General features: G+C 47.4%; 25 protein-coding genes. 14 read left to right on the forward strand and 11 right to left on the reverse strand.

Annotation, left to right across the window (positions count from 1 at the left end; translation table 11 throughout):
* Positions 1–6 precede the first annotated feature (6 nt).
* The 6 genes from mmsB to R7D93_RS19205 form a co-directional block, all read right to left on the reverse strand.
* The gene (gene mmsB / locus R7D93_RS19180) at positions 7–903 is read right to left on the reverse strand and encodes a 3-hydroxyisobutyrate dehydrogenase (protein ID WP_149192083.1); all 897 of its coding nucleotides are present in this window, start codon (positions 901–903) and stop codon (positions 7–9) included.
* A gap of 19 nt (positions 904–922) precedes the next feature.
* Positions 923–2053: an enoyl-CoA hydratase/isomerase family protein gene (locus tag R7D93_RS19185; RefSeq protein WP_025767889.1), complete on the reverse strand. Its 1131-nt coding sequence runs from the start codon at positions 2051–2053 to the stop codon at positions 923–925.
* 10 nt (positions 2054–2063) lie between these two features.
* Positions 2064–2840 (reverse strand): enoyl-CoA hydratase, encoded by a 777-nt coding sequence (locus R7D93_RS19190; RefSeq protein WP_025767890.1) that lies wholly within the window; start codon positions 2838–2840, stop codon positions 2064–2066.
* Between the two features lie 49 nt (positions 2841–2889).
* Positions 2890–4044, reverse strand: a complete 1155-nt coding sequence (locus tag R7D93_RS19195) for an acyl-CoA dehydrogenase family protein (RefSeq protein WP_005373226.1) — start codon at positions 4042–4044, stop codon at positions 2890–2892.
* A gap of 93 nt (positions 4045–4137) precedes the next feature.
* Entirely contained in the window at positions 4138–5631 is a 1494-nt protein-coding gene (locus R7D93_RS19200; protein WP_005382664.1) for a CoA-acylating methylmalonate-semialdehyde dehydrogenase, read from the reverse strand.
* Positions 5632–5701: 70 nt separating this feature from the next.
* On the reverse strand, positions 5702–6880 hold the full coding sequence (locus R7D93_RS19205; RefSeq protein WP_149192084.1) for a thiolase family protein: 1179 nt from the start codon (positions 6878–6880) through the stop codon (positions 5702–5704).
* A gap of 209 nt (positions 6881–7089) precedes the next feature.
* On the opposite strand from R7D93_RS19205, the gene R7D93_RS19210 reads away from it, so the two are divergent.
* The 7 genes from R7D93_RS19210 (at position 7090) to R7D93_RS19240 (ending at position 14719) form a co-directional block, all read left to right on the forward strand.
* On the forward strand, positions 7090–7476 hold the full coding sequence (locus R7D93_RS19210; protein ID WP_005373242.1) for a MerR family transcriptional regulator: 387 nt from the start codon (positions 7090–7092) through the stop codon (positions 7474–7476).
* A 45-nt stretch (positions 7477–7521) separates the two neighbouring features.
* Entirely contained in the window at positions 7522–8691 is a 1170-nt protein-coding gene (locus R7D93_RS19215) for an isovaleryl-CoA dehydrogenase (protein WP_213867653.1), read from the forward strand.
* A 115-nt stretch (positions 8692–8806) separates the two neighbouring features.
* Positions 8807–10414: a carboxyl transferase domain-containing protein gene (locus tag R7D93_RS19220; protein ID WP_213867652.1), complete on the forward strand. Its 1608-nt coding sequence runs from the start codon at positions 8807–8809 to the stop codon at positions 10412–10414.
* A gap of 104 nt (positions 10415–10518) precedes the next feature.
* Complete coding sequence (locus tag R7D93_RS19225) at positions 10519–11301, forward strand: enoyl-CoA hydratase-related protein (RefSeq protein WP_225496017.1); 783 nt, start codon at positions 10519–10521, stop codon at positions 11299–11301.
* On the forward strand, positions 11294–13342 hold the full coding sequence (locus R7D93_RS19230) for an acetyl/propionyl/methylcrotonyl-CoA carboxylase subunit alpha (protein ID WP_225496019.1): 2049 nt from the start codon (positions 11294–11296) through the stop codon (positions 13340–13342). Before R7D93_RS19225 ends, R7D93_RS19230 begins: the two co-directional genes overlap by 8 nt.
* Positions 13323–14225 (forward strand): hydroxymethylglutaryl-CoA lyase, encoded by a 903-nt coding sequence (locus R7D93_RS19235; protein ID WP_005382683.1) that lies wholly within the window; start codon positions 13323–13325, stop codon positions 14223–14225. Before R7D93_RS19230 ends, R7D93_RS19235 begins: the two co-directional genes overlap by 20 nt.
* 173 nt (positions 14226–14398) lie before the next feature.
* Positions 14399–14719: a DUF1840 domain-containing protein gene (locus tag R7D93_RS19240; protein ID WP_005373256.1), complete on the forward strand. Its 321-nt coding sequence runs from the start codon at positions 14399–14401 to the stop codon at positions 14717–14719.
* Positions 14720–14817: 98 nt separating this feature from the next.
* Here R7D93_RS19240 and R7D93_RS19245 read toward each other — a convergent pair whose 3' ends face one another.
* Positions 14818–15684, reverse strand: a complete 867-nt coding sequence (locus R7D93_RS19245) for a mechanosensitive ion channel family protein (protein WP_047101328.1) — start codon at positions 15682–15684, stop codon at positions 14818–14820.
* A gap of 338 nt (positions 15685–16022) precedes the next feature.
* Between R7D93_RS19245 and R7D93_RS19250 the strand changes: the two genes are divergently transcribed.
* The gene (locus tag R7D93_RS19250; protein ID WP_132937146.1) at positions 16023–16571 is read left to right on the forward strand and encodes a sugar O-acetyltransferase; all 549 of its coding nucleotides are present in this window, start codon (positions 16023–16025) and stop codon (positions 16569–16571) included.
* A 9-nt stretch (positions 16572–16580) separates the two neighbouring features.
* On the opposite strand, the gene R7D93_RS19255 is transcribed toward R7D93_RS19250, so the two are convergent.
* Complete coding sequence (locus tag R7D93_RS19255) at positions 16581–18014, reverse strand: PLP-dependent aminotransferase family protein (RefSeq protein WP_318096952.1); 1434 nt, start codon at positions 18012–18014, stop codon at positions 16581–16583.
* A 136-nt stretch (positions 18015–18150) separates the two neighbouring features.
* Here R7D93_RS19255 and R7D93_RS19260 point away from each other — a divergent pair, with 136 nt between their 5' ends.
* Genes R7D93_RS19260 through R7D93_RS19270 form a run of 3 tightly spaced genes read left to right on the forward strand, consistent with a single transcriptional unit; the run spans position 18151 to position 20700 of the window.
* Positions 18151–19515 carry a cytochrome ubiquinol oxidase subunit I gene (locus tag R7D93_RS19260; protein WP_005477080.1) on the forward strand — a complete coding sequence of 455 codons (1365 nt, stop codon included), beginning with the start codon at positions 18151–18153 and terminating at the stop codon, positions 19513–19515.
* A 28-nt stretch (positions 19516–19543) separates the two neighbouring features.
* On the forward strand, positions 19544–20551 hold the full coding sequence (gene cydB / locus R7D93_RS19265; protein ID WP_025520823.1) for a cytochrome d ubiquinol oxidase subunit II: 1008 nt from the start codon (positions 19544–19546) through the stop codon (positions 20549–20551).
* 20 nt (positions 20552–20571) lie between these two features.
* Positions 20572–20700 carry a DUF2474 domain-containing protein gene (locus R7D93_RS19270; RefSeq protein WP_015313385.1) on the forward strand — a complete coding sequence of 43 codons (129 nt, stop codon included), beginning with the start codon at positions 20572–20574 and terminating at the stop codon, positions 20698–20700.
* Positions 20701–20758: 58 nt separating this feature from the next.
* On the opposite strand, the gene R7D93_RS19275 is transcribed toward R7D93_RS19270, so the two are convergent.
* Both R7D93_RS19275 and R7D93_RS19280 read right to left on the reverse strand, forming a co-directional pair.
* Positions 20759–21514, reverse strand: a complete 756-nt coding sequence (locus tag R7D93_RS19275; RefSeq protein WP_225496021.1) for a PhzF family phenazine biosynthesis protein — start codon at positions 21512–21514, stop codon at positions 20759–20761.
* A 178-nt stretch (positions 21515–21692) separates the two neighbouring features.
* Positions 21693–22574: a LysR family transcriptional regulator gene (locus R7D93_RS19280; protein ID WP_213901161.1), complete on the reverse strand. Its 882-nt coding sequence runs from the start codon at positions 22572–22574 to the stop codon at positions 21693–21695.
* 97 nt (positions 22575–22671) lie between these two features.
* Between R7D93_RS19280 and budA the strand changes: the two genes are divergently transcribed.
* Genes budA through R7D93_RS19295 form a run of 3 tightly spaced genes read left to right on the forward strand, consistent with a single transcriptional unit; the run spans position 22672 to position 25945 of the window.
* Positions 22672–23457 carry an acetolactate decarboxylase gene (gene budA / locus R7D93_RS19285; RefSeq protein ID WP_005373273.1) on the forward strand — a complete coding sequence of 262 codons (786 nt, stop codon included), beginning with the start codon at positions 22672–22674 and terminating at the stop codon, positions 23455–23457.
* 29 nt (positions 23458–23486) lie between these two features.
* Positions 23487–25190: an acetolactate synthase AlsS gene (alsS, locus tag R7D93_RS19290; protein WP_225496022.1), complete on the forward strand. Its 1704-nt coding sequence runs from the start codon at positions 23487–23489 to the stop codon at positions 25188–25190.
* A complete protein-coding gene (locus R7D93_RS19295; RefSeq protein WP_005373277.1) occupies positions 25187–25945 on the forward strand; it encodes an SDR family NAD(P)-dependent oxidoreductase in 759 nt (252 codons plus the stop codon). Before alsS ends, R7D93_RS19295 begins: the two co-directional genes overlap by 4 nt.
* Positions 25946–26233: 288 nt before the next feature.
* On the opposite strand, the gene R7D93_RS19300 is transcribed toward R7D93_RS19295, so the two are convergent.
* Entirely contained in the window at positions 26234–26830 is a 597-nt protein-coding gene (locus R7D93_RS19300) for a methyltransferase domain-containing protein (protein ID WP_225496024.1), read from the reverse strand.
* Between the last annotated feature and the right edge of the window lie 109 nt (positions 26831–26939).

Consider the following 26939-nt stretch of genomic DNA (forward strand, 5'->3'; position numbering starts at 1 on the left):
CACTCCTTAGGCCTGATTTTGCTTTTGGTAGAACTCAAACAAGCTTGAGAAATCTTTTTGCCCGTTGCCCTGACCGTTGTGAAAATTAAACAGATTACGAGCCAAGCTGCCCATTGGCGTTGAGGTTTGACTGACAACCGCCGCTTCCATCGCAAGACCCAGATCTTTAGCCATTAACTGGCTCATAAAGCCGCCTTGATAACCATTGCTTGCAGGCGTATTTTCCATCACACCTGGACAAGGGTTATAAAGCTCTAGCGCCCAGTTACGCCCTGAACTTTGCAACATGATGTCGGAAAGCACTTTGGGATCGAGTCCGTTTTCCATCCCTAAATTGAGTGCTTCACAGGTGCCGCTCATCAAAATGCCCAACATCATGTTATTGCAGATCTTCGCGACCTGACCAGCTCCAACATAGCCCGCATGGAAGATGTTTTTACCCATGTGGCTAAGCACCGCTTTGGCTTGAACAAAGTTCTCTTGCGAGCCGCCAACAATGAAAGTTAACGTACCTGCTGCTGCGCCCGCAACGCCACCAGATACTGGTGCATCAACAAAACTGATACCAAGTTGCGATGCTTTTTCGCCAACCAAACGAGCAGTCGCAGGATCGATGGTGGATGAATCAATCAGCAAGGTGCCTGATTCGACGCTATCTAATATGCCATCTTGACCAAGATAAACGCTTTGAACGTGTTGGCTCGCTGGCAGCATAGTGACAACCACATCAACACCTTGTACTGCCTGCTGAACGGAATCGGCACTTGAAGCGCCCAATGCGGTCAACTCCTCAACTGCGTTTGGGTTCAAATCAAATACTTCGACGTTCAAGCCCGCTTTAAGTAGATTCTTAGCCATAGGCGCACCCATGTTACCAAGGCCAATAAATGCAATTTTGTCCATATCGTATTTCTTCCTTGTACTAAAGTGCCGCTATAGCTACCGACGATGCGGTCAGTGGGTATTCTGCTGAGTCAATTGGCGAGAAGAAGCGCTCCAAAACTTGTGGCGTTACGTCAGAAACCGTGCGATGTTGCCAAGTCGGTTGATTGGTTTTATCAATAATCAGCGCACGAACCCCTTCTCTAAAATCACCTTCTAAGCCACAACGTAGTGTTAGGTTAAATTCCATATCAAAACACGCTTTCAAAGAGAGGTTTTGATACTGCGTTAACTGCTGATAAGTGATACTGAGCGACAACGGACTGCCATAGTTCAGTGACTTCTGCGCATTGACGAACCACTTGTTATCAACGTTAGCACGGCTGATTGCATCAACAATTGACGCTAAGTCACCCGAACATAACTGCTCAATCAATTCCGCATAGGGCATCAACATCCCTTCGGTTGGCTCGTCCACGTGTACCGAACGCAGCGTAGTGGCGATTTTTTCGTTGATGTTCGCTTCACCTTTCCAACTTACCGATGCAAGCAGATCCAGCAGCACTTGCTTGTTTTCTGGCTGTGCAATCCATTGGCTTAACCCCAACGCTTTCATATCTGTTGCGTTAATTTGACAAGCCGTCAAACTTAAGAACAGTGCCAAATGTTTTGGCAACTGGTTCAGGAAGTACGTCGCGCCTACATCTGGGTAAAGGCCAATTTTAATCTCTGGCATTGCAAAGCGTGTGGTGGTTTCTGCTACGCGATGGCTGGCACCCATAAACAGGCCAACTCCCCCGCCCATCAAATAACCATGTCCCCACGCGATGATCGGTTTTGGATAAGTATGAATAAGATGGTCACAGCGATATTCGAGGTCAAAGAAGGTTTCCATCGCTGAAAACGCAGAATCAAAGTCTTGCTCTTTGTTTTCAAGTGCACGGTAGATCGCTTGAATATCACCACCAGCACAAAACGCTTTTTCACCTTGAGCATGCAAGAATACCGCGATGACGCTGTCGTCCGTTTGCCATTCATTAAGCTGTTTGTACAACTTCTCAATCATCACGTAACTCAACGCGTTGAGAGCTGCTGGGTTATCAAGCTCTAGCACACCAATAACAGAGCCATCAGCGCACTCAAGTTTTGAAACATTTACTGTACCTGTCATTTGGCCTCCGCTAGCTGTTTGTCCATTGTGGCTTGCGCTTTTGCAAGAACGCATTCACACCCTCAGTCTGATCGTGTGTATTGAACAGCTGTAAAAACAGTTCACGCTCTAAAACCAATCCAGCTGCGTGAGTTTGGCTGCGTCGACCTTGAATGAGCGTTTTGCACGCAGACACAGATTTCGGTGATTGACCTGCAACACGCTGTGCTAGCTCCATAGCCGCTTCGAGTGCTTGACCTTTCGCCACCACCTCTTCGACTAACCCAATTTTTTCCGCTCGCTCGGCCGTCACACGCTCGCCACACAGGATCATACGCTTCGCCCAACCTTCACCTACCAACGCGGTCAGGTTTTGCGTCCCGCCCGCACACGGCAACAAGCCTACCGATGCTTCAGGAAGTGCCATTTGTACTTGTTCTTCTGCGATGCGAATGTCACACGCCATCGCCACTTCCAAACCGCCGCCCATCGCGTAACCATTAATTGCTGCGATGGAAACACCATCGAACGCAGACAGCGCTTCAAAGGCTTCACCAAATGCGAACGCCATATCTGCTGCTTGCGATTTATCGCCGGATGCAAAGTTGTTGAGATCCGCTCCAGCAGAAAAGAATTTCTCGCCTTCGCCTGTTAATACCAACGCATAAATGGAGCGATCATTACTGAGTTCAATCGCCAACTCTTTTAGCTGATTCAAAGATTCAAGCGTCCAGGTGTTTGCTGGCGGGTTACTAATCGTGAGCTTGGCAATGTGCGCTTCACGCTCTAGTTTGATTTGTGCCGTCATAATCTTTCAGTCCTTTTTAATTTCTTTAGGTAAGGCTGTGTCTCGCTGACTAAAGCAGCTCAACGCCTTCCGTTAGTAATCGTCTTGCGACGATCAGACGCATGATTTCGTTGGTACCTTCAAGGATTTGGTGAACACGAACGTCTCGGAAATGTCGCTCGACTGGATATTCTTTGATGTAGCCATAGCCACCGTGAATTTGCAGCGCCTGATCGCAGACTTTAAAGCCCACATCAGTAGCAAAGCGTTTTGCCATGGCACAGTACGCACTTTTTTCTGCGTGCTGGGCATCGAGTTTAGCGGCAGCGAGTCGCACCATTTGACGCGCAGCGACCAGCTCAGTCGCCATATCAGCAAGCTTGAACTGCAACGCTTGAAATTGCGCCAGTGAACGGCCGAACTGTTTGCGTTCGTTCATGTATTGCTTGGCTTCGTTCAGTGCTTGTTGCGCAGTACCGACGGAACAAGTAGCGATATTGATTCGACCACCATCAAGGCCAAGCATGGCGAACTTAAAGCCTTCTCCCTCTTCACCCAACAGGTAGTCAGCCGGAATGCGGACATTTTCGAAGGTAATCATGCGAGTTGGCTGGCAGTTCCAACCCATTTTGGCTTCTTTTTTACCGTAGCTAATGCCTTCGCAATCAGCAGGAACAACGAATGCAGAAACGCCACCCGCTCCTTCGCCGCACGAACGCGCCATCACGACAAGAACGTCCGTATCACCCGCACCAGAGATAAATACTTTTGCGCCATTCAGGACAAACTCATCGCCGTCACGCACTGCACTGGTCGTCAGTGAAGCGGCGTCAGAGCCTGCATTAGGTTCGGTTAAACAGTAGGAAGCGAGCTTTTCACCCGAAATTAGATCCGCGCTAAACTGCTGCGCCACTTCGGCTTTGGCAAAGCTGGTGATCATCCACGTCGCCATGTTGTGAATGGTCATAAACGCAGTAGTCGCGGTACAACCCATAGCCAACTGCTCGAAAATGATCGCCGCATCCAAACGAGACAATCCCAAACCACCATGCTCTGGCGGCGTATAGATGCTCAGAAAGCCAAGTTCACCTGCTTGACGCAGTACATCTTTAGGGAAGTGATGGTTTTCATCCCACTCGGCCGCATGAGGCGCTAACATTTGGTCTGCAAACTGCTTTGCTACTTCGGCAAACGCGAGTTGATCTTCGTTTAATTCAAAATCCATCTTGAAGTCCTAAGGTCTAATTCGTTGCATTTGTATCCGAGCCAAGCCCACTTAAACGGTGGCGCTTGGCTAGAGGTGTCGCTAATCCAGTAATTAGCTAAGTTGAATAGTCATGTTTGGACCGCTTGGAATGTCATCTTCAAACCAACGCGCGGTGACAGTTTTCGTCTCGGTGTAGAAGCGAACCGCTTGTTTACCGTAAGCATGCAGGTCGCCGTAGAAGCTGCCTTTCCACCCAGTAAACGAAAAGAACGGCAATGGCACCGGAATCGGTACGTTGATTCCTACGTTACCTACTTCGATATTGTGTTGATACTTTCTCGCGGCAGCGCCGTTCGCCGTGAAAATAGACGTACCATTACCAAAGCGGTTTGCATTGATCAGTTCAATCGCTTCATCTAGGTCATCCACTTCCATAGTTAACAGTACAGGCCCGAAAATTTCTTCCTGATAAATCGACATGTCTGTGGTCACGTTGGTAAACAGTGTTGGCCCCACCCAGTTACCGTTCGGGAAGCCAGGTACTTGGCAGTCTGTCCCGTCCAGAACACAATTCGCGCCTGACGCTTTGCCTTCATTAATCAGATTCACCACTCGCTGCTTCGCTTGAGGGCTAATCAGTGGACCATAACCGGCGGTTTCATCATCCCACGCGCCAGGCTGAACCTGAGCTAACGCCTCTTTAAGCTCTGGAATCCATTCTTTGGTTTCGCCGACAAATACGGCAACCGAAATCGCCATACAGCGTTGGCCTGCAGCACCAACTGACGCGCCAACTAGGTTATTGATGACTTGCTGTTTGTTTGCATCCGGCATGATGACCATGTGGTTCTTAGCACCTGCAAATGACTGCACGCGTTTCAGGTTGTCTGTACCTGTTTTGTAGATGTACTCACCAACGGGCACAGAGCCAACAAAAGAGATCGCACGAACAACTGGATCAGTCAGAATGCGGTCGACTTGCTCTTTGGTCCCGTGAACAACTTGCAATACACCTTTTGGTGCACCAGCTTGTTCAAATAGCTCTGCCAATTTCATTGCAGTCAGCGGAACTTGTTCCGAAGGTTTTAGAATAAAGGTGTTGCCACAAGCGATCGCCATCGGGAACATCCACAATGGGATCATCGCAGGGAAGTTAAAGGGTGTGATGCCAGCACAAACACCGAGCGGTTGAATGTAAGAGTAACCATCAATATTGGTCGCGACGTTTTCCACCGTTTCGCCCATCATTGAGCTACAAATGTTCGCCGCTTGTTCTACGACTTCAATCCCACGCCAAATGTCACCCTTTGCATCCGCGAGGGTTTTGCCTGTCTCACTTGAAAGCAGTATCGCCAACTCATCGTGTTGCTCTTTTAGCAGATGTTGGTAACGCAACATCAATCTAGCACGCTCCGGCGCTGCAACTTCTTTCCAGCGTTTGAACGTTTCTGTTGCGCTGGCAATCGCCGCATTCATTTCCGATTCCGTGGCACAAGGTACTTGTGCAATCACTTCGTTGGTTGCCGGGTTGGTTACATCTAGCCATTGTTTTGAATCGGAGATGGCAAATTCACCACCGATATACTGCTTTACTTGTTCTGTCATGATGACATCCTTGTATTTTTCAGCTTGTTACTGACTACTGTTATGTAAGTGAAACTTTGTTGAGAGTGATTTAGCAGATTTCAATCGCGATAGCGGTAGCCTCGCCACCACCAATACAAAGCGATGCAACGCCACGCTTACCACCAGTTTGTTTTAGCGCATGAATCAAAGTGACAAGGATTCGATTGCCACTTGCGCCTATTGGATGCCCCAGCGCACAAGCCCCTCCGCGCGGGTTCACTTTGCTCTCGTCCAGTTCGAGTGCTTTCACCGCGTATTGAGTCACGACAGCAAAAGCTTCATTGATTTCCCAAAGGTCCACGTCCGATTTTTCCCAGCCCGTTTTTTCCAGCAGCGATTCAATCGCGAAGACTGGTGCGATGGTGAACTCATCAGGCTGTCTTGCATGCGTGCTGTACGCGACAATTTTGGCTAGAGGTTGAAGGTTTTCCTGACGACCAAACTCACTATCGACTAAGATCATTGCCGACGCACCATCCGAAATGGAACTAGAGTTTGCTGCGGTTACGCCGCCATCTTTGGCAAACGCAGGGCGTAAGGTAGGAATTTTAGTGACGTCGAGTTTGCTCGGTTGCTCATCATCTACAACCAAGGTTTCGCCGCGCCGACTTTTTACGTTAACAGGCACGATCTCTTCTTTGAACAAGCCTTGTTCGATTGCTTGCTGCGCACGAGTCACCGACTGCTGCGCCCAGGCATCCATACTTTCACGGCTAAACTGATACTTTTGCGCCGTCTGTTCTGCAAAGACACCCATCAGCTCGCCTTGGTAGGCATCCTGCAAACCGTCATAAAACATGTGATCAAGCACTTGCTCGTGACCTAAACGGAAACCATCACGCGCTTTCTTTAATAGATAAGGAGAAGACGACATGTTTTCCATGCCACCAGCGATGACAGCATGCGCATTACCAGATTGAATAAGGTCATATGCCAGCATCACGGTTTTCATACCCGATCCACAAACTTTGTTCAGTGTCGTACAACCAATCGATTGTGGCATTTCAGCTTTAAGGCTTGCTTGTCTTGCAGGCGCTTGCCCCACACCGGCGGGTAAAACGCACCCCATCAACACTTCGTCTATTTTGTGCACATCGAGTTGGCTTTCGGCTAGCGCCCCTTGAATGGCTTTCGCACCGAGTTCCGTGACATCTGTTGAAGCTAATGCACCTTGAAAAGAGCCGATAGGCGTTCGCTTAGCGGCAACAATCCATGTTTCATTTTTCATTCCATTAACCTTTTGTTGACGTTTACGTCATAACTATACTAACATTTACGTTAACGTCAAGTTTGAGGTTATTGTTTGTTCGAGTAATTCTTTGATTTCGAGTAAATGCGAGTGATATCAAGGCTCAAGAGTGGATGTTGTTTGTTTACTTTAACGTTAACGAATTGTATATTCATGTAAATGTTATACGAAAGTCGTAAGGTTAAGGAATGAACACATTTAAGATCAGCGAGCTCGCGAAAGAGTTCGACATTACTACTCGAAGCATTCGCTTCTACGAAGATTTAGGTCTCCTAACTCCAGAACGTAAAGGCAACACTCGAATCTACAATGGTCGTGATCGAATTCGACTAAAACTGATTTTGCGAGGTAAGCGATTGGGCTTTTCTCTTGCAGATATCAAAGAGTTATTTGAACTCTACGATACCGATCAAAGTACTGAGCAGTTGAACTATATGATTCGGTTGATCGAAGAGAAGAAGGCAGCATTGCAACAGCAAGCAAACGACATTCAAGCGGTAATGATGGAGTTAAATGCTGCGCAGTTGCGATGCCAAAACACACTGAGATCCATGAAAGGCGAAAAAGTCACCTAACACCTCAACTCTGGGATGTAGGTGACGTAAAGGCAAGGACACGCAATGAAATCTACCTACTCTTCCCTGAACTTTGTTTATGACGAAAATACCGATTTGCTTCGCGAGCAAATCAATAGTTTTGCTGCAAGAGAAATTGCGCCGCTAGCGCAATCTATCGACCAAACTAACGACTTTCCAAACCATCTTTGGTCCAAATTAGGTGACATGGGTCTTTTAGGTGTGACCACCAGCGAAGAGTTTGGTGGTGCAGGCATGGGCTATCTCGCCCACGTTATCGCTATGGAAGAAATCAGCCGAGCATCCGCTTCGGTTGCGTTAAGTTACGGCGCTCACTCCAACCTTTGCGTCAACCAAATCCACCGTAACGGCACACAAGTGCAAAAAGAGAAATACCTACCTAAGCTCATCTCCGGTGAACATATCGGCGCCCTTGCTATGAGTGAACCCGGCGCCGGCTCTGATGTGGTCTCTATGCAGCTTAAAGCCGAACGTAAAGGCGATATTTTCCTATTAAATGGCAACAAAATGTGGATCACCAACGGCCCTGATGCACACACCTATGTTGTCTACGCAAAAACCGACCCAAGCCAGCACTCCAAAGGCATCACGGCATTTATTGTGGAACGCGGATTCCCTGGATTTACTCAAGCACAAAAACTCGACAAGTTGGGTATGCGCGGCTCGAATACGTGTGAGCTGGTCTTCCAAAACTGCGAAGTCCCTTCGGAAAATATTCTCGGCGAAGAAAACCAAGGCGTGAAAGTATTGATGAGCGGCCTCGACTACGAACGTGTGGTGCTTGCAGGCGGCCCACTTGGCATCATGCAGGCGTGTATGGATATCGTTGTGCCTTACATTCACGACCGTAAACAGTTCGGTAAATCCATCGGTGAATTCCAGCTAGTTCAAGCAAAAATCGCGGATATGTACACACAAATGAATGCCGCTAAAGCGTATGTTTACGCCGTCGCTGCCGCTTGTGATCGCGGTGAAACCACACGTAAAGATTCTGCTGGCGCGATCCTCTACAGCGCAGAGCTGGCAACCAAGATGGCACTGGATGCGATTCAACTACTTGGCGGTAACGGCTACATCAACGAGTTTGATACGGGCCGTTTGTTGCGAGATGCCAAGCTGTATGAAATCGGTGCGGGCACTTCAGAAATTCGCCGTATGCTTATTGGTCGCGAATTGTTTAACGAAAGCGCCTAATCATCATACCTAGGCGGTTCGAACTCGAAACAACTTCCTTATTCAATCTAAATCTTATTCAACCTAAATAAAGACGGGTGGTGACACCCGTCTACCGAATGGAGATCGGCTATTTATGGCTTGTTTGACGACCAATATTAACACCCATTCAGAGCAGTATCAGGAAAACTACCGCTCTATGGCGTCACTTGTAGATCAACTTTATACCGTGACTGCCCAAATAGAAGATGGTGGCGGTGAGAAAGCCCGCGAGCATCAGCAGAAGAAAGGCAAACTTCCGGTACGTGAGCGCATTCTTGCCCTACTCGACCCTGGTTCGTCCTTTCTAGAAATTGGTCATTTTGCTGGCTGGGATGTGTATCCAGATTACGTTCCATGTGCTGGAGTGGTTGCCGGTGTGGGTGTAATTGACGGCACCGAGTGTATGATCGTTGCCAACGACGTGACGGTAAAAGGCGGCAGTTACTACCCACTCACCGTGAAAAAGCACTTAAGAGCACAAGAAATTGCAGAAAAATGCCAACTGCCGTGTGTTTACTTAGTCGACTCTGGCGGCGCTAACCTACCCCGCCAAGATGAGGTATTCCCAGATAAAGACCATTTTGGCCGTATTTTCTACAACCAAGCCCGTATGTCGGCCAAAGGCATTCCACAAATTGCGGTGGTCATGGGGCTATGTACCGCTGGCGGCGCTTATGTTCCTGCCATGTGCGACGTATCCATCATAGTCAAAGAACAAGGCACGATTTTTTTGGCAGGTCCACCTCTTGTAAAAGCAGCGACAGGTGAAGAAGTCAGCGCGGAAGATCTTGGTGGCGCAGACGTTCACTGTCGCACCTCTGGCGTGGCGGACTATTACGCAGAAAATGATCACCACGCGTTAGAGTTGGCAAGACAAGCGGTTTCTCAAATTAACCACTTGAAACCCGTTCAACTCAAGCAAAAAGCACCACAGGAACCACGTTTTCCTGCCCAAGAGCTGTACGGCATCGTCGGAACCGATCTCAAAAAGCCGTTTGATGTTAAAGAGGTCATTGCCCGAATTGTTGATGATTCCCAGTTCGATGAATTTAAAGCCCTGTTCGGCGAAACCTTGGTCTGTGGCTTTGCCCATATTCACGGTATGCCGATTGGCATTGTCGCTAACAACGGCATTCTATTTTCAGAATCAGCACAAAAAGGCGCGCATTTTATTGAGCTGTGCGCACAACGCAAAATTCCTCTGCTTTTCTTGCAGAACATAACGGGCTTTATGGTCGGTCAGAAGTACGAAGCCGAAGGCATCGCCAAACATGGTGCGAAAATGGTAACTGCTGTTGCGTGTGCAGACGTGCCGAAGTTTACCGTAGTGATTGGTGGATCGTATGGCGCAGGAAACTACGGCATGTGTGGCCGCGCTTATGATCCAACCATGATGTGGATGTGGCCAAACGCGCGCATCTCCGTCATGGGTGGAGAGCAAGCGGCTGGCGTGATGGCGCAAGTGACCCGCGATATCAAAACTCGCAAAGGTGAAAGCTGGAGCGCGGAGGAAGAAGAAGCGTTCAAACGTCCAATTGCGGAGCAATATCAGACTCAAAGTCACGCTTATTACGCCAGTGCTCGTTTGTGGGACGACGGCATTATTGACCCTGCGAAAACCCGTGATGTTGTCGGCATTGCTCTGTCTGCTGCGCTTAATGCGCCAATACCAGACAGCAAATTTGGCATCTTCCGTATGTAGCCGGATGCAAGGCAAACCTTAACTCCTCGCGAATACCGATGTTTAAAAAGTAATGGTTAGCGAGCATTGAAATACAGACTGAAATGTCAGACAAAGGAAGTCACATGACCGGACTACTGCTTGAAAAAGACAGCAATGGCGTTGCTTGGTTGAGCCTCAATCGACCAGAGAAACACAACGCGTTTAATGATGAATTAATTGCTTCACTTATCGACACCTTGGAAAAACTTGAGAGAGACAACTCTCTACGTGCATTGGTACTAACGGCGCAAGGGAAACACTTTTCTGCGGGTGCGGATCTTGGCTGGATGCAGTCAATGGCCACCAAAACCGAGGGGGAAAATCTGCAAGATGCACAGCAGTTAGCGTTGCTCTTGCACAAACTGGATACCTTTAGCAAACCGACTATTGCTATGGTGCATGGCGCTGCATTTGGCGGCGCACTTGGGCTTATCTGCTGCTGCGATATCGCTATTGGTACACCTGAAAGCCGATTTTGTTTGAGTGAAGTGAAGCTCGGTTTGTTACCCGCCACCATCGGACCTTACGTAATCCGAGCGATTGGACAACGACAAAGCCGACGCTACTTTTTAACCGCGGAACTGATTGATGCCGAAACCGCGCTATCGATGAGTATTCTTCATCAGATAGACGCTCAACCACGTGAAGCCGTCAATCGCACCATTGATCACCTGCTCAACAACGGTCCACAAGCCATGCAGGCTGCAAAAGCACTTTGTTTACGCTGTCATAACCAACCTATCGATCATTCATTAATTGAATACACCAGCCAAGCTATTGCAACCGCTCGCGTGTCCAGTGAAGGACAAGAAGGACTAGCTGCATTTTTTGAAAAGCGCGCCGCCAATTGGAGGAATCATGTTTAAAAGAATACTGATCGCAAACCGCGGTGAAATTGCCTGCCGAATCATTAAAACCGCAAAAAGCATGGCTATCGAGACGGTAGCCGTCTATTCCGAAGCGGATCGCAGCAGCTTACATGTTAAACAAGCGGATTTCGCTGAATTCATTGGCCCCGCTCCTGCGAGTGAATCGTATCTCGATATCGATGCAATTATCGGCGCTGCGAAAAAATGGCAAGCCGATGCTATCCACCCTGGGTATGGTTTTCTTTCCGAGAACCCGAAACTGGCGAAAGCGTGCAGCGAAAATGGCATTGTTTTTATTGGCCCTTCCACCAGCGCAATTGAAGCAATGGGTTCGAAGTCGCAAGCCAAAACCATCATGTCAGAGGCGAACGTACCATTGGTTCCGGGCTATCACGGCACAGACAACAGCGTAGAGCATTTATTAGCAGAAGCGGAAAAAATCGGTTACCCAGTGATGCTTAAAGCAACCCAAGGGGGCGGCGGTAAAGGCATGCGAGTGGTCAATAGCGCAGCCGAAATGCCTCTGGCCATCGACGGTGCGCAGCGTGAAGCACTTTCAAGCTTTGGCGATAAGCAGCTTCTAATCGAAAAATGTATATTGCAGCCTCGTCACGTTGAAGTTCAGGTATTTGCTGACCAACATGGCAACTGTGTCTATCTTTCTGATCGCGATTGCTCCATTCAACGCCGTCACCAAAAAGTAGTCGAAGAAGCACCAGCTCCCGGTCTTAGTGATGAACTGCGTAAACAAATGGGTGAAGCTGCGGTTCAGGCCGCTCAAGCGATCGACTATGTTGGCGCTGGCACGGTGGAGTTCTTGCTCGATAGCCGCGGTGAGTTTTACTTCATGGAAATGAATACTCGTCTGCAAGTTGAACACCCTGTTACTGAATTGATCACCGGCGTTGATTTGGTGGAGTGGCAATTCAAAGTCGCAGCTGGAGAGCATTTACCTATTTCGCAATCTGAAATCACCCACAACGGTCATTCAATTGAGCTGCGAGTTTACGCAGAAGATACAGACAATGACTTTATGCCGTCGACTGGCCGCATTGACTACTTAAAAGAACCCGTATCAGACAGTAATGTGCGCCTAGCGTACGTACGAGTTGATAGCGGTGTTACCCAAGGCGATAGCATCAGCGAATATTACGATCCAATGATCAGCAAGCTGATCGTCTGGGGGCAAACTCGTGATATCGCCCTAAAGCAGCTTAAGCAGGCGTTAACTCAATATCACGTACGTGGCGTAACGACAAACATTGGTTATCTGCACAGCATTATTTCGCAGCCAGCCTTTGCAGAGATTGAGCTTGATACAGGTTTCCTCGTCACACATCAACAAGGCATAAATGAGCAGCAAGACGTGTCGGATTCAATCTGGCTTACATTGGCGGCGGTTGCTCGCTGGAATGATCTGATTTCAAAATCAGACAGCTCAACGTTACCCGCGCCAACCAAACGAGGTTTTAGACTGTCGGTTGACAACGTTTACCGATTTAACTTCACGGATGCCAATGCCAACCATCAAGTACGTTTGCAACAATCATCGCAAGATACAGGATCTCACTTCACTGTCCGATGCGGCGAGGATCTGCATCAGGTCATCCTGCTTGAAAGTGACAACCAATTTATCGTCGATATTGATAATGTGCGTTACACCCTTAATGCACTTAGCAACGAACAAAAGACAACACTGTTTTATCTTGGTCAGCAGCGCACGTTCGCTCATCAACCTGACTTTCACTCTGCAAAAGATGTAGACGATGAACTAAGTCCAACCGCACCACTCAACGGCATAATTTCAGCAGTTATGGTGGCTAAAGGTGACGAAGTGGCGGCGGGCGATCCGCTTTTGGTACTCGAAGCAATGAAAATGGAATACACCATCACGGCTCCGGTCGCAGCAACAGTCGACGAATTGTTTTATCAGCACGGGGACCAAGTGCAGCACGGTTCCATCCTGCTGAATTTGTCTTTGATATCGGATAACGTCAGTGAAGATAAGGAGCGCGAATATGCTACCAGCGAAGGTTAATATCGTCGAAGTCGGCGCTCGTGATGGTCTGCAAAATGAAACGGCAGTGACGCTGGTTGATAAAATCCGTTTGATTAACCAACTAAGCAGCAGTGGCTTAAAGCATATTGAGGCGGGATCTTTCGTCTCTCCAAGGTGGGTGCCTCAAATGGCCGATTCCGATCAGGTGTTTGCTGGTATCTCAAAAAAGCCTGACGTGGTTTATAGCGCGCTCACACCAAATCTCGCAGGGTTAGAACGTGCGCTGGAAAGCGGTGTAAAGCGAATTGCGGTGTTTGGCTCCGCTTCAGAAACGTTCAGCCAGAAGAACATCAACTGCAGCATTACCGAAAGTCTCGCTCGATTTGAACCCGTTATCGAATTGGCGAACCAGCACAACATTCCTGTACGCGGGTACTTGTCTTGTACCATGGTGTGTCCATATGAGGGAGTAATCAAGCCAGAGCAAACTACCAAGGTCGCCAATACGTTGTTTGATATGGGATGTTATGAGATTTCGCTCGGTGATACTGTCGGTAAAGCAACGCCTAATCGCGTTATCGCCATGCTGGATTCATTGTTAACGCTACTGCCAAAAGACGCGCTCGCAGTACATTTTCATGACACTTATGGACAAGCATTAGCCAATATCTATCAAGCCTTGTTAATGGGCATCAACACCATTGATAGCGCAGTAGCGGGGCTCGGCGGCTGCCCTTACGCGAAAGGAGCCAGTGGCAATGTTGCAACGGAAGATGTACTTTATCTGTGTGAGCAACTTGGGATTGAAACGGGCGTTGATCTTAGCGTCATCAATGAAGCGGGTTGGCAAATTTGCCGTGCGTTAGGAAAGTCTCCTGCTTCTAGGGTCGCATTAGCTCTGGGCGATCCGTATAGCTTGTAAATCATCAACAACCAATCAGGTAATGTATTTCAACGGGCATGCAGACGTACGTGCCCGTTTTTTATTGTTACTCATAAAAACCTTAACGCTCAACGGTCTTCATCACATTAATTAGTGTCTGATTTCAGCTACAATTTAGTTTCAAACCGAACATATAAAACAGGATCAGGTAAATGCTCATAACATTTCGTTGTCGAAGCCACTCAAACGTCACAATGTTTGGTGATATTGCATTAGATATGCTCAAAATGATGGGTCACAGCGGCACGGTGCCGGGATCAATTTCCGCTCAAGATGTTCCTGACGCGCTATCAAGATTAACTTCTGCTCTATCTGCGAAAAATGCAGCTGAAGAAAACCTCCCTACTGATGTAGACGAAGAGGAAGAACAAGCAGAGCCCGCTGTAAGCCTAGGACGCAGAGCGTTTCCACTGATTGAGTTGCTAAAATCAGCAATCAAAGAAGAATGCGAAGTCATGTGGGACAACCAATAACGCCTTCAAACTGGTTTCTAGCGAGGTGAATCCATATTGTGACCGCCTCGCTATCACTACTCGAAGCCAAGATAAGGGCACCTACACCGCTTATCGCCCTATCCGTTTCTCTCCCTAGACAACTTGATTTCCCCATCAATGTGCACATCTCGTTGTGGAAACGCGATTTCAATACCGTGCTTTTCGAAAGCTTCATAGATTTCAAAACGTATGGCACTTGCGACCGATCGAATCCCGCCTTCAACCGTTGAGTTAATCCAAAAATAAGATTCGAAGATCAAAGCATTATCGCCAAAGTCTTGAAAAAACACGTCTGGAGCTGGCGAACTCAGAACTTGCGCTTGCTGCGAAGTCACCTCCGCCATTAAGGCAGCAACCTGTTTGACATCGCTCCCATACGCGACACCGACAACGACCGAGCCACGAACTAATCTGTCGCATAACGTCCAGTTGATCACCACGTTCTCAATCAACTGACTGTTGGGTATGAGCATATGAACACCATCGGTTCGTCTGATTCTCGTTGAACGTGTATTTATTTGCTCGACAGTGCCTTTGGCGCCCTCAACCTCTAAAAAGTCCCCAATTCGGATTGGCTTTTCACCAATCAAAATCCAGCCACTTATGAAGTTGTTAATGATGTTTTGCGCACCAAAACCGAAGCCGATAGCGATGGCACCAGACAGAAAGGCGAACGCGGTGATTGGCACATTGATCATCGAAAGTGTGGTCATAAAAATAATGGCTAGAGCGATGACAAATAATATCCGTTTAACCAAATGAATAACGTTTGGATCTTTCCCCGATGAGGACATTCTTGACGTAACGGTTTTGATTAAAATTTTGGACAACCATAAAGCGACAATCACCCATGTCGGCACCATCAATATCGCCCACAACGTGATAGGTTGTTCGTTAAAGGTAAACAGCGTTGTTTCTAAAAATGAAATGACCCGTTCGAACATAAAGTGCTCACTCTTGATTCATCGTTGCCAGCAAGCCAGAGCGCATAAGTCTTAAATTTTTAGGTCAATCGATAGCGCAAGCGGCTTAATTAAGTTCTTCTTATTAACTATATTGTAATCTACGCAAAACGCTTCGAGTGGTTTCCCGCTTTGGCTTCAACACGATTAAGCCATTTAAGGAGCACGTCTTTGTATACTCAACGAGCCAATCAACCGACTAAACACGCAAGGCAAATCAGTGATAACTTTCTGATTTTTAAGCATCAAATTTTCACTTCGAATCTCCCTCACTTATCATTATGCACCTTATTGCAAATAATATTGATGGAATGATTGTTATGTCAGAACTGACTCGGATGCGCTCTGGAGAAACCTATAATTGTCTGGATGAAGAACTAAAGCTCATGCGCGCCAAAACCGCGCAGCTTGTCTTCCAATTTAACCACGAGCCAAACCCAGATATCCGTAGACAACTATTGGCGGAAATGGGCGTCCAATTAGAAAACAGCGCCTGTATAGAGCCACCGCTTCAACTTACCTACGGTTGCCACTTGTCCGTCGGGGAAAACACCTACATCAACTGGGATGCCATTATTCTGGACAATGGGCAGGTTGAGGTTGGCGCGAACGTCATGATTGGGCCTAGAGTGCAAATTTACACAGCCGCTCATTCACTCGATACACAAAGACGCTTAGCCGGAGATGAGATCGCCAAACCGGTAAAAATCGGCAATAACGTTTGGATTGGTGGGGGCGCTATCATACTGCCAGGCGTGACCATTGGCGATCAGGCCGTCGTTGGCGCTGGCTCTGTCGTAACCAAAGACGTTGCGCCGGGCGATCGAGTCGTTGGAAATCCGGCGCGCTCCATTAAACCCAAAAACTGAAGAAAGTCGCTATTTCGCCAAATGATCGCGAATAATATTGGCAAGCAGATTGAGAGCATGAACGTATTTGTCATTGAGCTCAAAAGAAGCGTTAAGACGAATACAGTGATCGTATTGTTCTGTCAGGCTGAACATCTTTCCCGGTGCGATGCTGATATTACCTTTTAGTGCTTCTCGATATATCGGCAAGGCATCAATATGCTTGGGGAGCTCTAACCAAATAAAGTACCCACCGCTTTGGCTTAACACTTTGACTGCTTCAGGTAACAGCTCACTAAGCAGAACCGTCATCTTACTTTTACGTTCAAACAGCTTTTTCCGTAACTGCTTCAAATGCGATTCATAATTGCGGCTTGTTAAATAGTGCACCAATGTCATTTGCACTGGTGCACTCGTCGCTAATGTACTCATTAACTGTAACTTTTGTACCTCTAGCGCCCGCTTTCCCGCCGCAACCCAACCAATACGTAGCCCTGCGATTAACGATTTTGAAAACGAGGAGCACAACATGGTATTGCCCGTGTCATCAAACATTCTTAGTGGGTAAACCGAGTCATTCTCGGCATGCAGTTCGCTGTACACATCATCTTCAATCACTGGCACGTTATATCGCTGTGTCAGCTCAATCAGCTTTTGTTTTTTCTCGTTGGTGAGCGTAAAACCCAGAGGATTTTGGAAGTTCGACATCAGCCAACATGCTTTCACATCGTGTGTTTGCAGCGCTCGTTCCAATGAGTCTAGGTCAATGCCCGTGACTGGGTCTGTTCTTACTGAGAGCGCTTTCAAGCCTAACCGCTCTAAGGATTGCAATGCACCATAAAATGCAGGCGACTCCACAACCACCCAATCTCCCGGTCTTGTGCAGGCTTGCAAACTGAGCGTTAACGCCTCCAGCGCGCCTGCCGTAATGACAATTTCATCGGGTGAAATTTCAATGCCTTTCGCAGCATAACGCTTCGCGATGATGGTGCGTAATTGTTCGTTTCCCGGCGGTAAGTTATCAAAGGTGGTGGAAATCGGCATATTGCGAGCGGCTGCGCTCATCGCCCGATTCACGTGATAGCGTGGATACAAACTTGGGTCTGGATAGGCAAAGCCAAAATTGATCATGGATGGATTTTTACTCGCCTGCAGAACATCAAAGATAAACTCATTGATGTCTACCTGCTCAGTCCACGAAACCGCGGCTGGCGCTTGGGGTTCATTTGAGCTCTTAATATTGGGCGCGACTCGATAACCAGATCGCGGCTGTGACGTGACCCAGCCTTGAGATTCCAGAATTTGATACGCGTGCAACACCGTCATCAAGCTCAAACCCGAGTGTTCAGATTGGCGACGCAGCGAAGGCAGCTTGTCACCCGGATGCCATATCCCCGATTTTATCTGCCTTTTAAGCTGTTCCACTAACTCTTGATACTTCGCCAAACGCAAATCCCCTTCCATAAAGCCGAATTCAAAATAATAACACTTCAATATTTAATCTGTTATAGGTTTATAGTCACTGTCTGTACCTACTTCCCTCATTCCGCTCCTTTTAAAATAGCTCTCTCATAAAACTTAAAAGATCAAAGGAAGTTTAATGTTTGGCCTCGACGCATTTATGCTTGCACGGATACAGTTCGCCTTTACGGTATCCTTTCATATTATTTTCCCCGCTATCACCATAGGTTTGGCCACCTATCTCGCCGTGCTGGAAGGCTTATGGCTAAAAACACGTAATCCCGATTACCAAAAGCTCTATCACTTCTGGTCGAAAATTTTTGCGGTTAACTTTGGGATGGGCGTTGTATCTGGCCTTGTCATGGCCTATCAATTCGGCACCAACTGGAGTGGTTTCTCCGACTTCGCTGGTTCTATCACTGGCCCATTACTGACTTATGAAGTGTTAACGGCTTTCTTTCTCGAAGCCGGATTTCTTGGCGTGATGCTGTTTGGTTGGCGTCGCGTCGGCGAAAAGCTGCACTTTTTTGCAACCTCGATGGTGGCGTTAGGCACGATCATTTCGACCTTCTGGATTCTCGCCTCCAACAGTTGGATGCAAACGCCACAAGGCTATGAAATTGTCGACGGACGTGTAGTGCCAACCGACTGGTTTGCTATCGTTTTCAATCCTTCATTTCCTTATCGTTTGGCTCACATGAGCGTCGCAGCTTTTGTCAGTTCAGCACTCTTTGTAGGCGCGTCAGCCGCTTGGCATTTATTGAGAGGCAATCAATCGACTGCGGTAAAAACCATGTTTTCGATGTCGCTCGGGATCTTAGTGTTCCTTGCGCCACTCCAAGCCGTGATTGGCGATGTGCATGGGCTAAACACTCTGGAACACCAGCCCGCCAAAATCGCTGCCATCGAAGGACATTGGGATAACAGTGATGGCAAACCAACCCCATTGATTTTGTTCGGCATGCCAAACATGGAACAAGAACGCACAGACTATGCCTTAGAAATTCCTGTTCTAGGAAGTTTGATCCTACGCCACAGTTTAACTGAGCCAATCCCGGCGCTGAAAGACTTCCCGAAAGAGGAACGACCGAACTCACCTATCGTCTTTTGGTCATTTCGAATCATGGTCGGGCTAGGACTTCTGATGATTTTTCAAAGCTTCTACAGCATGTGGTTACGAAAAAAGAACACGCTTTATACCTCGCGTTGGTTCCTCAAATTTTCATTATTTATGGGGCCATCTGGCCTTATCGCAATACTCGCTGGCTGGTTTACGACAGAGGTTGGTCGACAACCTTGGGTCGTGTATGGCGTACAAAAAACGCGTGATGCGGTTTCTGCACACGGAGACCTACAAATGAGCATCAGCCTGCTGTGTTTCCTTGTTGTGTACAGCTTGGTGTTTGGTTTTGGGTATTACTACATGATCCACCAAATCAAGAAAGGCCCCGATGCAATCGAGCACGATGAGCACGACATGACGACCGTTTCAGGCCGCATCTAGAATTTGTCACAAAGTTAAGGTAGAGAATATGCATTTTGATTTATCCGTGATTTGGTTCGCGATCATCGTTTTTGCCACTTTGATGTACATCATCATGGACGGCTTCGATTTGGGTATTGGAATACTGATGCCCTTCATCAAGGATGAAAAACAAAAAGACGTCATGGTCAACAGTGTCGCGCCAGTTTGGGACGGCAACGAAACTTGGATTGTGCTTGGAGGCGCATCTCTATTTGGCGCTTTTCCGATGGCTTACGCGGTAATTATTGAAGCGCTAACCATCCCTTTAACGTTGATGTTGATTGCTTTGATCTTTCGTGGCGTAGCATTTGAGTTTCGCTTTAAAGCATTGGAAAATCACTTAAAGTTCTGGGATCGCTCTTTTATGGTCGGCTCGATTTTAACCACGTTTTTCCAAGGCATCGTTGTTGGCGCGGTAATTCAAGGCTTTGCGGTGGAAAACCGCGTCTTCGTAGGTAGTCAACTCGACTGGCTCAGCCCTTTTCCCATCTTTTGTGGTTTGGGTTTAGTCGCAACGTACGCGCTGCTTGGTAGCACATGGCTCATCATGAAGACGGAAGGTGAACTGCAAAACACGATGTACCGCTTCACTAACAAAACACTACTGGCGATGATCTCCGCATTAATCATTGTGAGCGCTTGGACTCCACTTGCTTACCCTGCCATTGCGGAAAGATGGTTTTCTCTGCCTAATTTGTTCTACTTACTGCCCGTACCTGTCATTACTGGGCTGGTATGTTTGAAGATTGCTGACTCCGTTAAAAAGCGTAAAGAGCGCAGCCCTTTCGTGATGGCGCTAGTGATCGTGATTCTCGGGTTCGCAGGGCTTGGCATCAGTATCTGGCCAAATATCATTCCTCCTAGCATATCAATATGGGAAGCAGCGGCTCCTGCAAGCAGTCAGCGCTTTATGCTCGTCGGAGCAGTGATCATCATCCCGATCATTCTGGCTTACACCTTTTGGAGTTACTACGTCTTCTCCGGAAAAGTAAAAGAAGGCGAAGCGTACCATTAACAAGTTGATAAGGAGTGAGTATGAAAATCAAAAATTGGTGCCGCCAATGGGCTTGGATGGTTGGGATCTGGGCGGCCAGTGTGCTAGCTCTGGGGTTCGTATCAATGCTGTTTCGCGTCATGATGACCGCGGCAGGGTTAAAATCTTAGCTCGGCACTTTTAATGGGGGCCTCTAGCTCTTGCGTTAGGAGCTAGAGGCGTTTACATTCAAGTCCGACTTTTCACGTGTGCAGACAATACGATCGTAGATTCTGAACCACGAGCCACTTCAAAATAACCACCAGCACGAGATAGCTGACGAGCCGTCAATTTTTCTTTGCCCAGCTTTTCAAACCAATAAGGCGCTAATGAGCACTGAGCCGAGCCTGTGGCAAGATCTTCTGAAATACCGATTTTAGGTGCAAAGTAACGCAGCACATAGCCACTATCAGAGCTTTGAGCCGTCACGATGACCGCATGAAACTCATAAATTTTAATCAGCTCATCAAAGTTAGGTTGATAGCGAACAACATCATCTTCGGATTCGAGAACAACAACCAAATCACGCGTTGTAAAAGCATCTACGGGGTGATTGGAAAAGCCTGAAATACCCAAGGGGATGGCATGAGACTTGGCTTGCCAACTTGGCATCACGATCCTGTACATTCCATCAAGTTCAGTAACGGTAATATGGCCATACTGGCTTTTTAGAATGACCTCATTCTGATGATAGTTGGAAATGATTGCAGCGCCTGCGCCCAAACTTCCGTGTCCACATAGGTTGATCTCTCCTTCTAGGCTAAACCAGCGAATGTGGTAGTCACTGCCAGACTGAACCACAAATGATGTGACAGGTTGAGCGACCTGATGAGTGATTTGAAGTAATTCAGAATCACTCAGCCAGTGATTTAGTTCGACAACGCCACATGGATTACCTTGAGCTAACTCATCACAAAATACATCAAATATTTGCGCTTTAATCATCCATCATCCTTGCGGTTTAACCATGCATTAAATCAAGGTCCTCGTCATTATCATCTCGATAAAAACGAGAGTTCAGCTATCAAGTCAACTTGATGTAGGTAATATATACGACAACAGAGTCGCAATCTTCAGTAAGTTTTGTTCGTTGGGTACAATCGACAGGTTATATGACAAAGCTTTAAGCCTCAACATGACCGATGTTCGTGGCTACTTTTAACGCTTGTTTATTGAGATTAGATGCCTCCCAAGCAACAACAACACGACTAGTGAGAGGGATATCCTCAATCTCGGCGACTGTCGCGGAATCATCGAGATGTTCAGCCAGTGAGCGCGGAACGAGAGCAATACCTAACCCAGCCTGCGCCATGGCAATCGTCGTACGAAGTTGCGGTGCTGCGAACTGTGGTTCGAGCCTTACTCCTGCGTCGGCAAAAAGTGTACTCATGCCATCAAACAGTGCGGGGCCCGTCTCTCGTGGAAACAGTAAAATTTTATGGCCTCTCAACTGTTTCATCTGGATACAGGGATATTTTGCCAGTTCGTGCCCCGCCGGAATCACCGCGACAAACGGGTCGTTAAACAACACCTTGTGCTCAAAAGGCTCACTGGCGTAACAGGGTAGCCGCATGATTGCGAGATCAAGTTGTTTGCTTTTTAACTGAGTGGCAAGCTCTGGCATTGATAGTTCCGCCGTCTGTAAATGAACCCCATTCTCTTGAATACGCCCAATCCTCTCCAATACCTTAATGCAGGTTGATGTTGACGTCGCGAACCCAATTTTAACCTGCGTATTTTCACCACGAGCAATCTGACGAGCTTTTGCTTTAGCGCGTTCCACATCAGCAAGAATATTTACCGCATCCGTATAAAAGACTTGCCCTGCATGGGTCAGTTCTACTCCTCTAGACAAGCGCTTAAATAAGTCCACGCCAAGCTCGTGCTCTAGCTTTTTGATTTGTTGACTCAAAGGAGGTTGCGCAATCCCTAACTGTTCAGCTGCTCGGGTAAAGTGACGAGTCTCGGCGACCGCGACAAAATACTTCAGGTAGCGAAATTCCATATATTTTCCATATCAAAATAAATCTTTTTTATATTGGATTTAGCACCGTGTAGAAGTCAATCTAAATATACTCTTCATTGCATAACTGGTCTTACTCATGCGTGGATTTTATAACCCTCTATGCGCTTGTTCGCTTGAAGTAGCGAAAGAATTTTCTGAATACCATCACGTTACCGGAGATGGTGAGATTTATCAGACTTCGTTAATGAGTGCTTTGATAGCTGGTGTTTACGAAGGCTCAACAACCATAGAAGAACTGCTGAAACATGGGGATTTTGGTTTAGGTACGTTCAATGAATTGGATGGTGAGTTGATTGCGTTTGATAAGGAAGTTTTTCAACTCAAGTCGGATGGCTCCGCAAACCCGGCAGACCTAGCGCAAAAAACGCCCTTTGCTGTCATGACTTTTTTTAAGCCTGATATCGAGCTGCCACTGACATCGCGCATGTCACGTCATGAAGTCCATAGCCTCATAGACGACATGGTTCCAAGCGATAACCTATTTTGCGCAGTGCGCATTGATGGCGTTTTCGATTCAGTTCGTACTCGTACCGTACCTAAACAAACACGCCCTTATCGACCAATGCTTGAAGTGGTCAAAGAGCAACCAACATTCCGCTTCACGCATAAGCAAGGCGTGGTCGCCGGCTTTCGCAGTCCTAAATATACGACTGGCATCAATGTGCCCGGCTATCACGAACACTTTATTACTGATGACCGCCAAGGAGGTGGTCATATTCAGGATTACAGCATTTCGTCAGGGTTCCTCCAGATTGGCAAAGTCTCGCGGCTAGTGATTGATACCCCGGTATCGACAGACTTTCTCAACGCCAATTTGGCTCCGGAAGATATAAATACCGCCATAGAAAAGGCGGAAAAGTAACAAAGTCAGGCAAATAATAAGGACAACAAATGCAATCCAAACCTTCAAATAAAAATGGAGCTCAGTTGATCGCTCAACAGCTAGAGTCTCTCGGCATTAAGTACATTTTCGGTATTCCCGGTGCAAAGATCGATCGACTGTTCGATGCGATTGAAGACACTAACATCCAAATGATTCCGGTACGCCACGAAGCTAACGGCGCATTTATGGCGGGCGTTATGGGAAGACTAACCGGCAAAGCAGGCGTCACCATGGTTACGTCAGGCCCTGGCTGTGGAAATCTAGTTACGGGGGTGGCAACAGCAAACTCCGAAGGCGATCCGCTGATTGCTATCGGTGGTGCGGTGAAACGAACTGACCAGCAAAAACAAACACACCAGAGCATGGATACCGTCAGTATTTTTCGCTCTATAACTAAGTTCAGTGCTGAAGTGCAGCATGTGGACGCCGCAAGCGAGATCATGGCGAACGCATTTCGTATCGCAGAGTCAGGTCGTCCTGGGGCTTGCTTTTTGAGTCTCCCCCAAGATGTTTTATCCGAGCAGACCCAAACGGACATTATTGTCCCCTCGCCTTACACACAGCCTGGTTGCGCAGACATCGCAGCAATCGAAGAAGCGGTCAGTCGAATCAGTAAAGCAAAGCGCTGTTTGGTTTTACTTGGCCTTCACGCGAGCCGCAGTCAAAACGCTGCTGCTATCGCTCGGTTTCTTCAAAATACGCAGCTACCCGTTGTCGGCACTTACCAGGCCGCCGGCACGGTAGACATCAATTACTATCATCACTTTGCTGGGCGTGTCGGTTTGTTTAATAACCAACCTGGCGATGTTTTACTGCGGGACGCCGATTTAATTCTCACCATCGGCTTTAGCCCAATAGAGTATGACCCTGAGCTTTGGAACAGCCACCGCAACCCCGTGATTCACCTCGATATTGAACCGGCTGAATACCAACTTAATTATCAGCCTTGTGTTGAAATCGTCGGAAACATTGCGCAGTCATTAGACAAAATGGGCAGCTATATCTCTGAATATGCTCGCCTTTCCCCAACGGCACTTTCAGTACTGGAAGAGGTAGCACTGCAACGGCAAGTGATCAAGACCTATCCCAATGTCTATAACAAGCAAGGGTTTCATCCACTGGCGCTAATTAAAGCCATGCAATCTATCATCACACCAGATACCACGCTATGCCTTGATATGGGGAGCTTCCACATCTGGATCGCTCGTTACTTAAGCTGTTTTCGAGCTCGCCAAATGCTGGTGTCTAACGGCCAACAAACGATGGGCGTTGCACTGCCATGGGCCATTGGTGCCAGCCTACTAAAACCTGGTAGCAAAGTGGTATCGATATCAGGAGACGGCGGTTTTATGCAATCGAGCATGGAGTTAGAAACCGCGGTTAGACTGAACTGCAATATCGTCCATATTGTGTGGGTTGATAACGCCTACAACATGGTAGAAATGCAAGAGATCAACAAATATCAGCGCTGCTCTGGTGTGAAATTTGGACCAATTGATTTCAAGGCGTACGCCGAATCATTTGGCGCGAAAGGCTTCGCAGTGACTAGTCAACACGAATTACTACCGACATTGAATAAAGCCATGGATGTTGAAGGACCAGCAGTGGTGGCTATCCCCGTAGATTACAGCGACAACGACAAACTGATGTTGCCGCGCACAGAGAAAAATCAAGATCCCGTTTTTGTAAGTTTCGAAGGAGAAATCGCATGAGAGGATTAAAAAATAAAGTCGCACTCGTGACTGGCTCTGCCAATGGCATTGGTTTGGCCATCGCAAAACGTTTGTATGAAGAAGGCGCAAACGTCGCTCTTGCCGATTGGAATGAAGAGCAGTTGGCAAACGCCGTTGAGGGCTTTGATAAACAGCGTGTGTCGGCACATTCCATTGATGTTTCTGATCCAGACAAAGTCGCAGCACTGATTTCTGATGTTGTTACCCGTTTCGGTAAACTGGATATTTTAGTAAACAATGCTGGCGTACATGTCCCTGGTTCCGTGATTGAAGGTAGTGTGGAAGACTGGAAGAAGATCTCTGGTGTAAACATTGATGGTGTTGTTTATTGCGCGAAGTTTGCTTTGCCTGAACTCTTAAAAACGAAAGGTTGTATGGTAAATACCGCGTCCGTTTCCGGTTTGGGTGGTGACTGGGGTGCCGCATTCTATTGCGCGAGTAAAGGCGCAGTGGTGAACCTTACCCGAGCGATGGCATTGGACCATGGTGCGGATGGGGTAAGAATTAACGCCGTATGCCCAAGTTTAGTAAAAACCAACATGACAAATGGCTGGCCGCAGGACATCCGCGATAAATTCAATGAGCGCATTGCGCTTGGCCGAGCAGCCGAACCTGAAGAAATTGCGTCTGTCGTGACTTTCTTGGCAAGTGATGACGCATCTTTCATTAATGGCGTAAACCTACCTGTAGACGGCGGTGCCACCGCATCAGATGGTCAACCTAAAATAGTATAAGCATGAAATAGACAGATCAGTAAGAGACGTTCTACTACCTTTCGGATCGATGCTGATCTGTCGCTTTACGCTCTGAGCACATAACCCGTGCCAGCAATAAACTCAACCACTCAACCGCTGCTAGAGATATCTCAACAACTTAAAACCAGCAACGAGAAATTAATTTTTCACACAAACCGACAAACTATGTGAGCATTCCATCAGGCATAGAGTGAAGACTTATATATCAGCGATTCACAAAGAACCAGAAAGTTTCCGCGAATACTTCTTCAAAAAGATTAAAAGCGACTAACACTTCTGCCACACCATCCATTGCTCTCTGCCTTTAAAAACCTCAACACTGTTTGCCACCACTGAGGACTTCACAAGTTCAAACGTGGGCTCTAGAAAAGCTGCCAACTCCCCACTTCGCAAACAAAATGGAGGGAAGCGAGAGTGGTAATCATCATCTATAACGAAATAACCAATTAACAAACCGTCTCTTGGCAGCAATTTATCCACCATAGAGAAATATTCTGACCACATGTCTCTCGGTAGTGCTGCGAGAAAGGCCCGCTCGTAAATGACATCAAACGAGTGAAAAAAATCGGCATTAAATACATCACCCAATACGACTTTATCTTTGTAGTTACCTAACGCTGATTGCGCCATTTTTACCGCTTCTTGGCTGTAATCCATCGCGATCACGTCATGCCCATATTGAATAAAAGTGCTCAGTTCATAAGCGGCACCACACCCAGGAATAAACACTGACTGGCCTACATGAAGTGAATTGTCGAGATAGTCCTTGAGTTCTTGAGGTGTCGATTGGGCATCCCAAGGCATAGTGCCTCGGATAAACAAATCATCCCAGAATTGTGTGTTAATCATTGGTGCCTGTTTCATTTACCCGCTCCCTGATTGCGGTAGTAAAAAATAAAGGGATACGCAGCGCAATGTGGTATCCCTTTTCTAGCCTTTTGTCTGACGTTGTTAGTTTTTTATGACAACCACT

The sequence above is a fragment of the Vibrio sp. YT-15 genome, assembly GCF_033337445.1.
Classification (GTDB): Bacteria; Pseudomonadota; Gammaproteobacteria; order Enterobacterales; family Vibrionaceae; genus Vibrio; species Vibrio alginolyticus.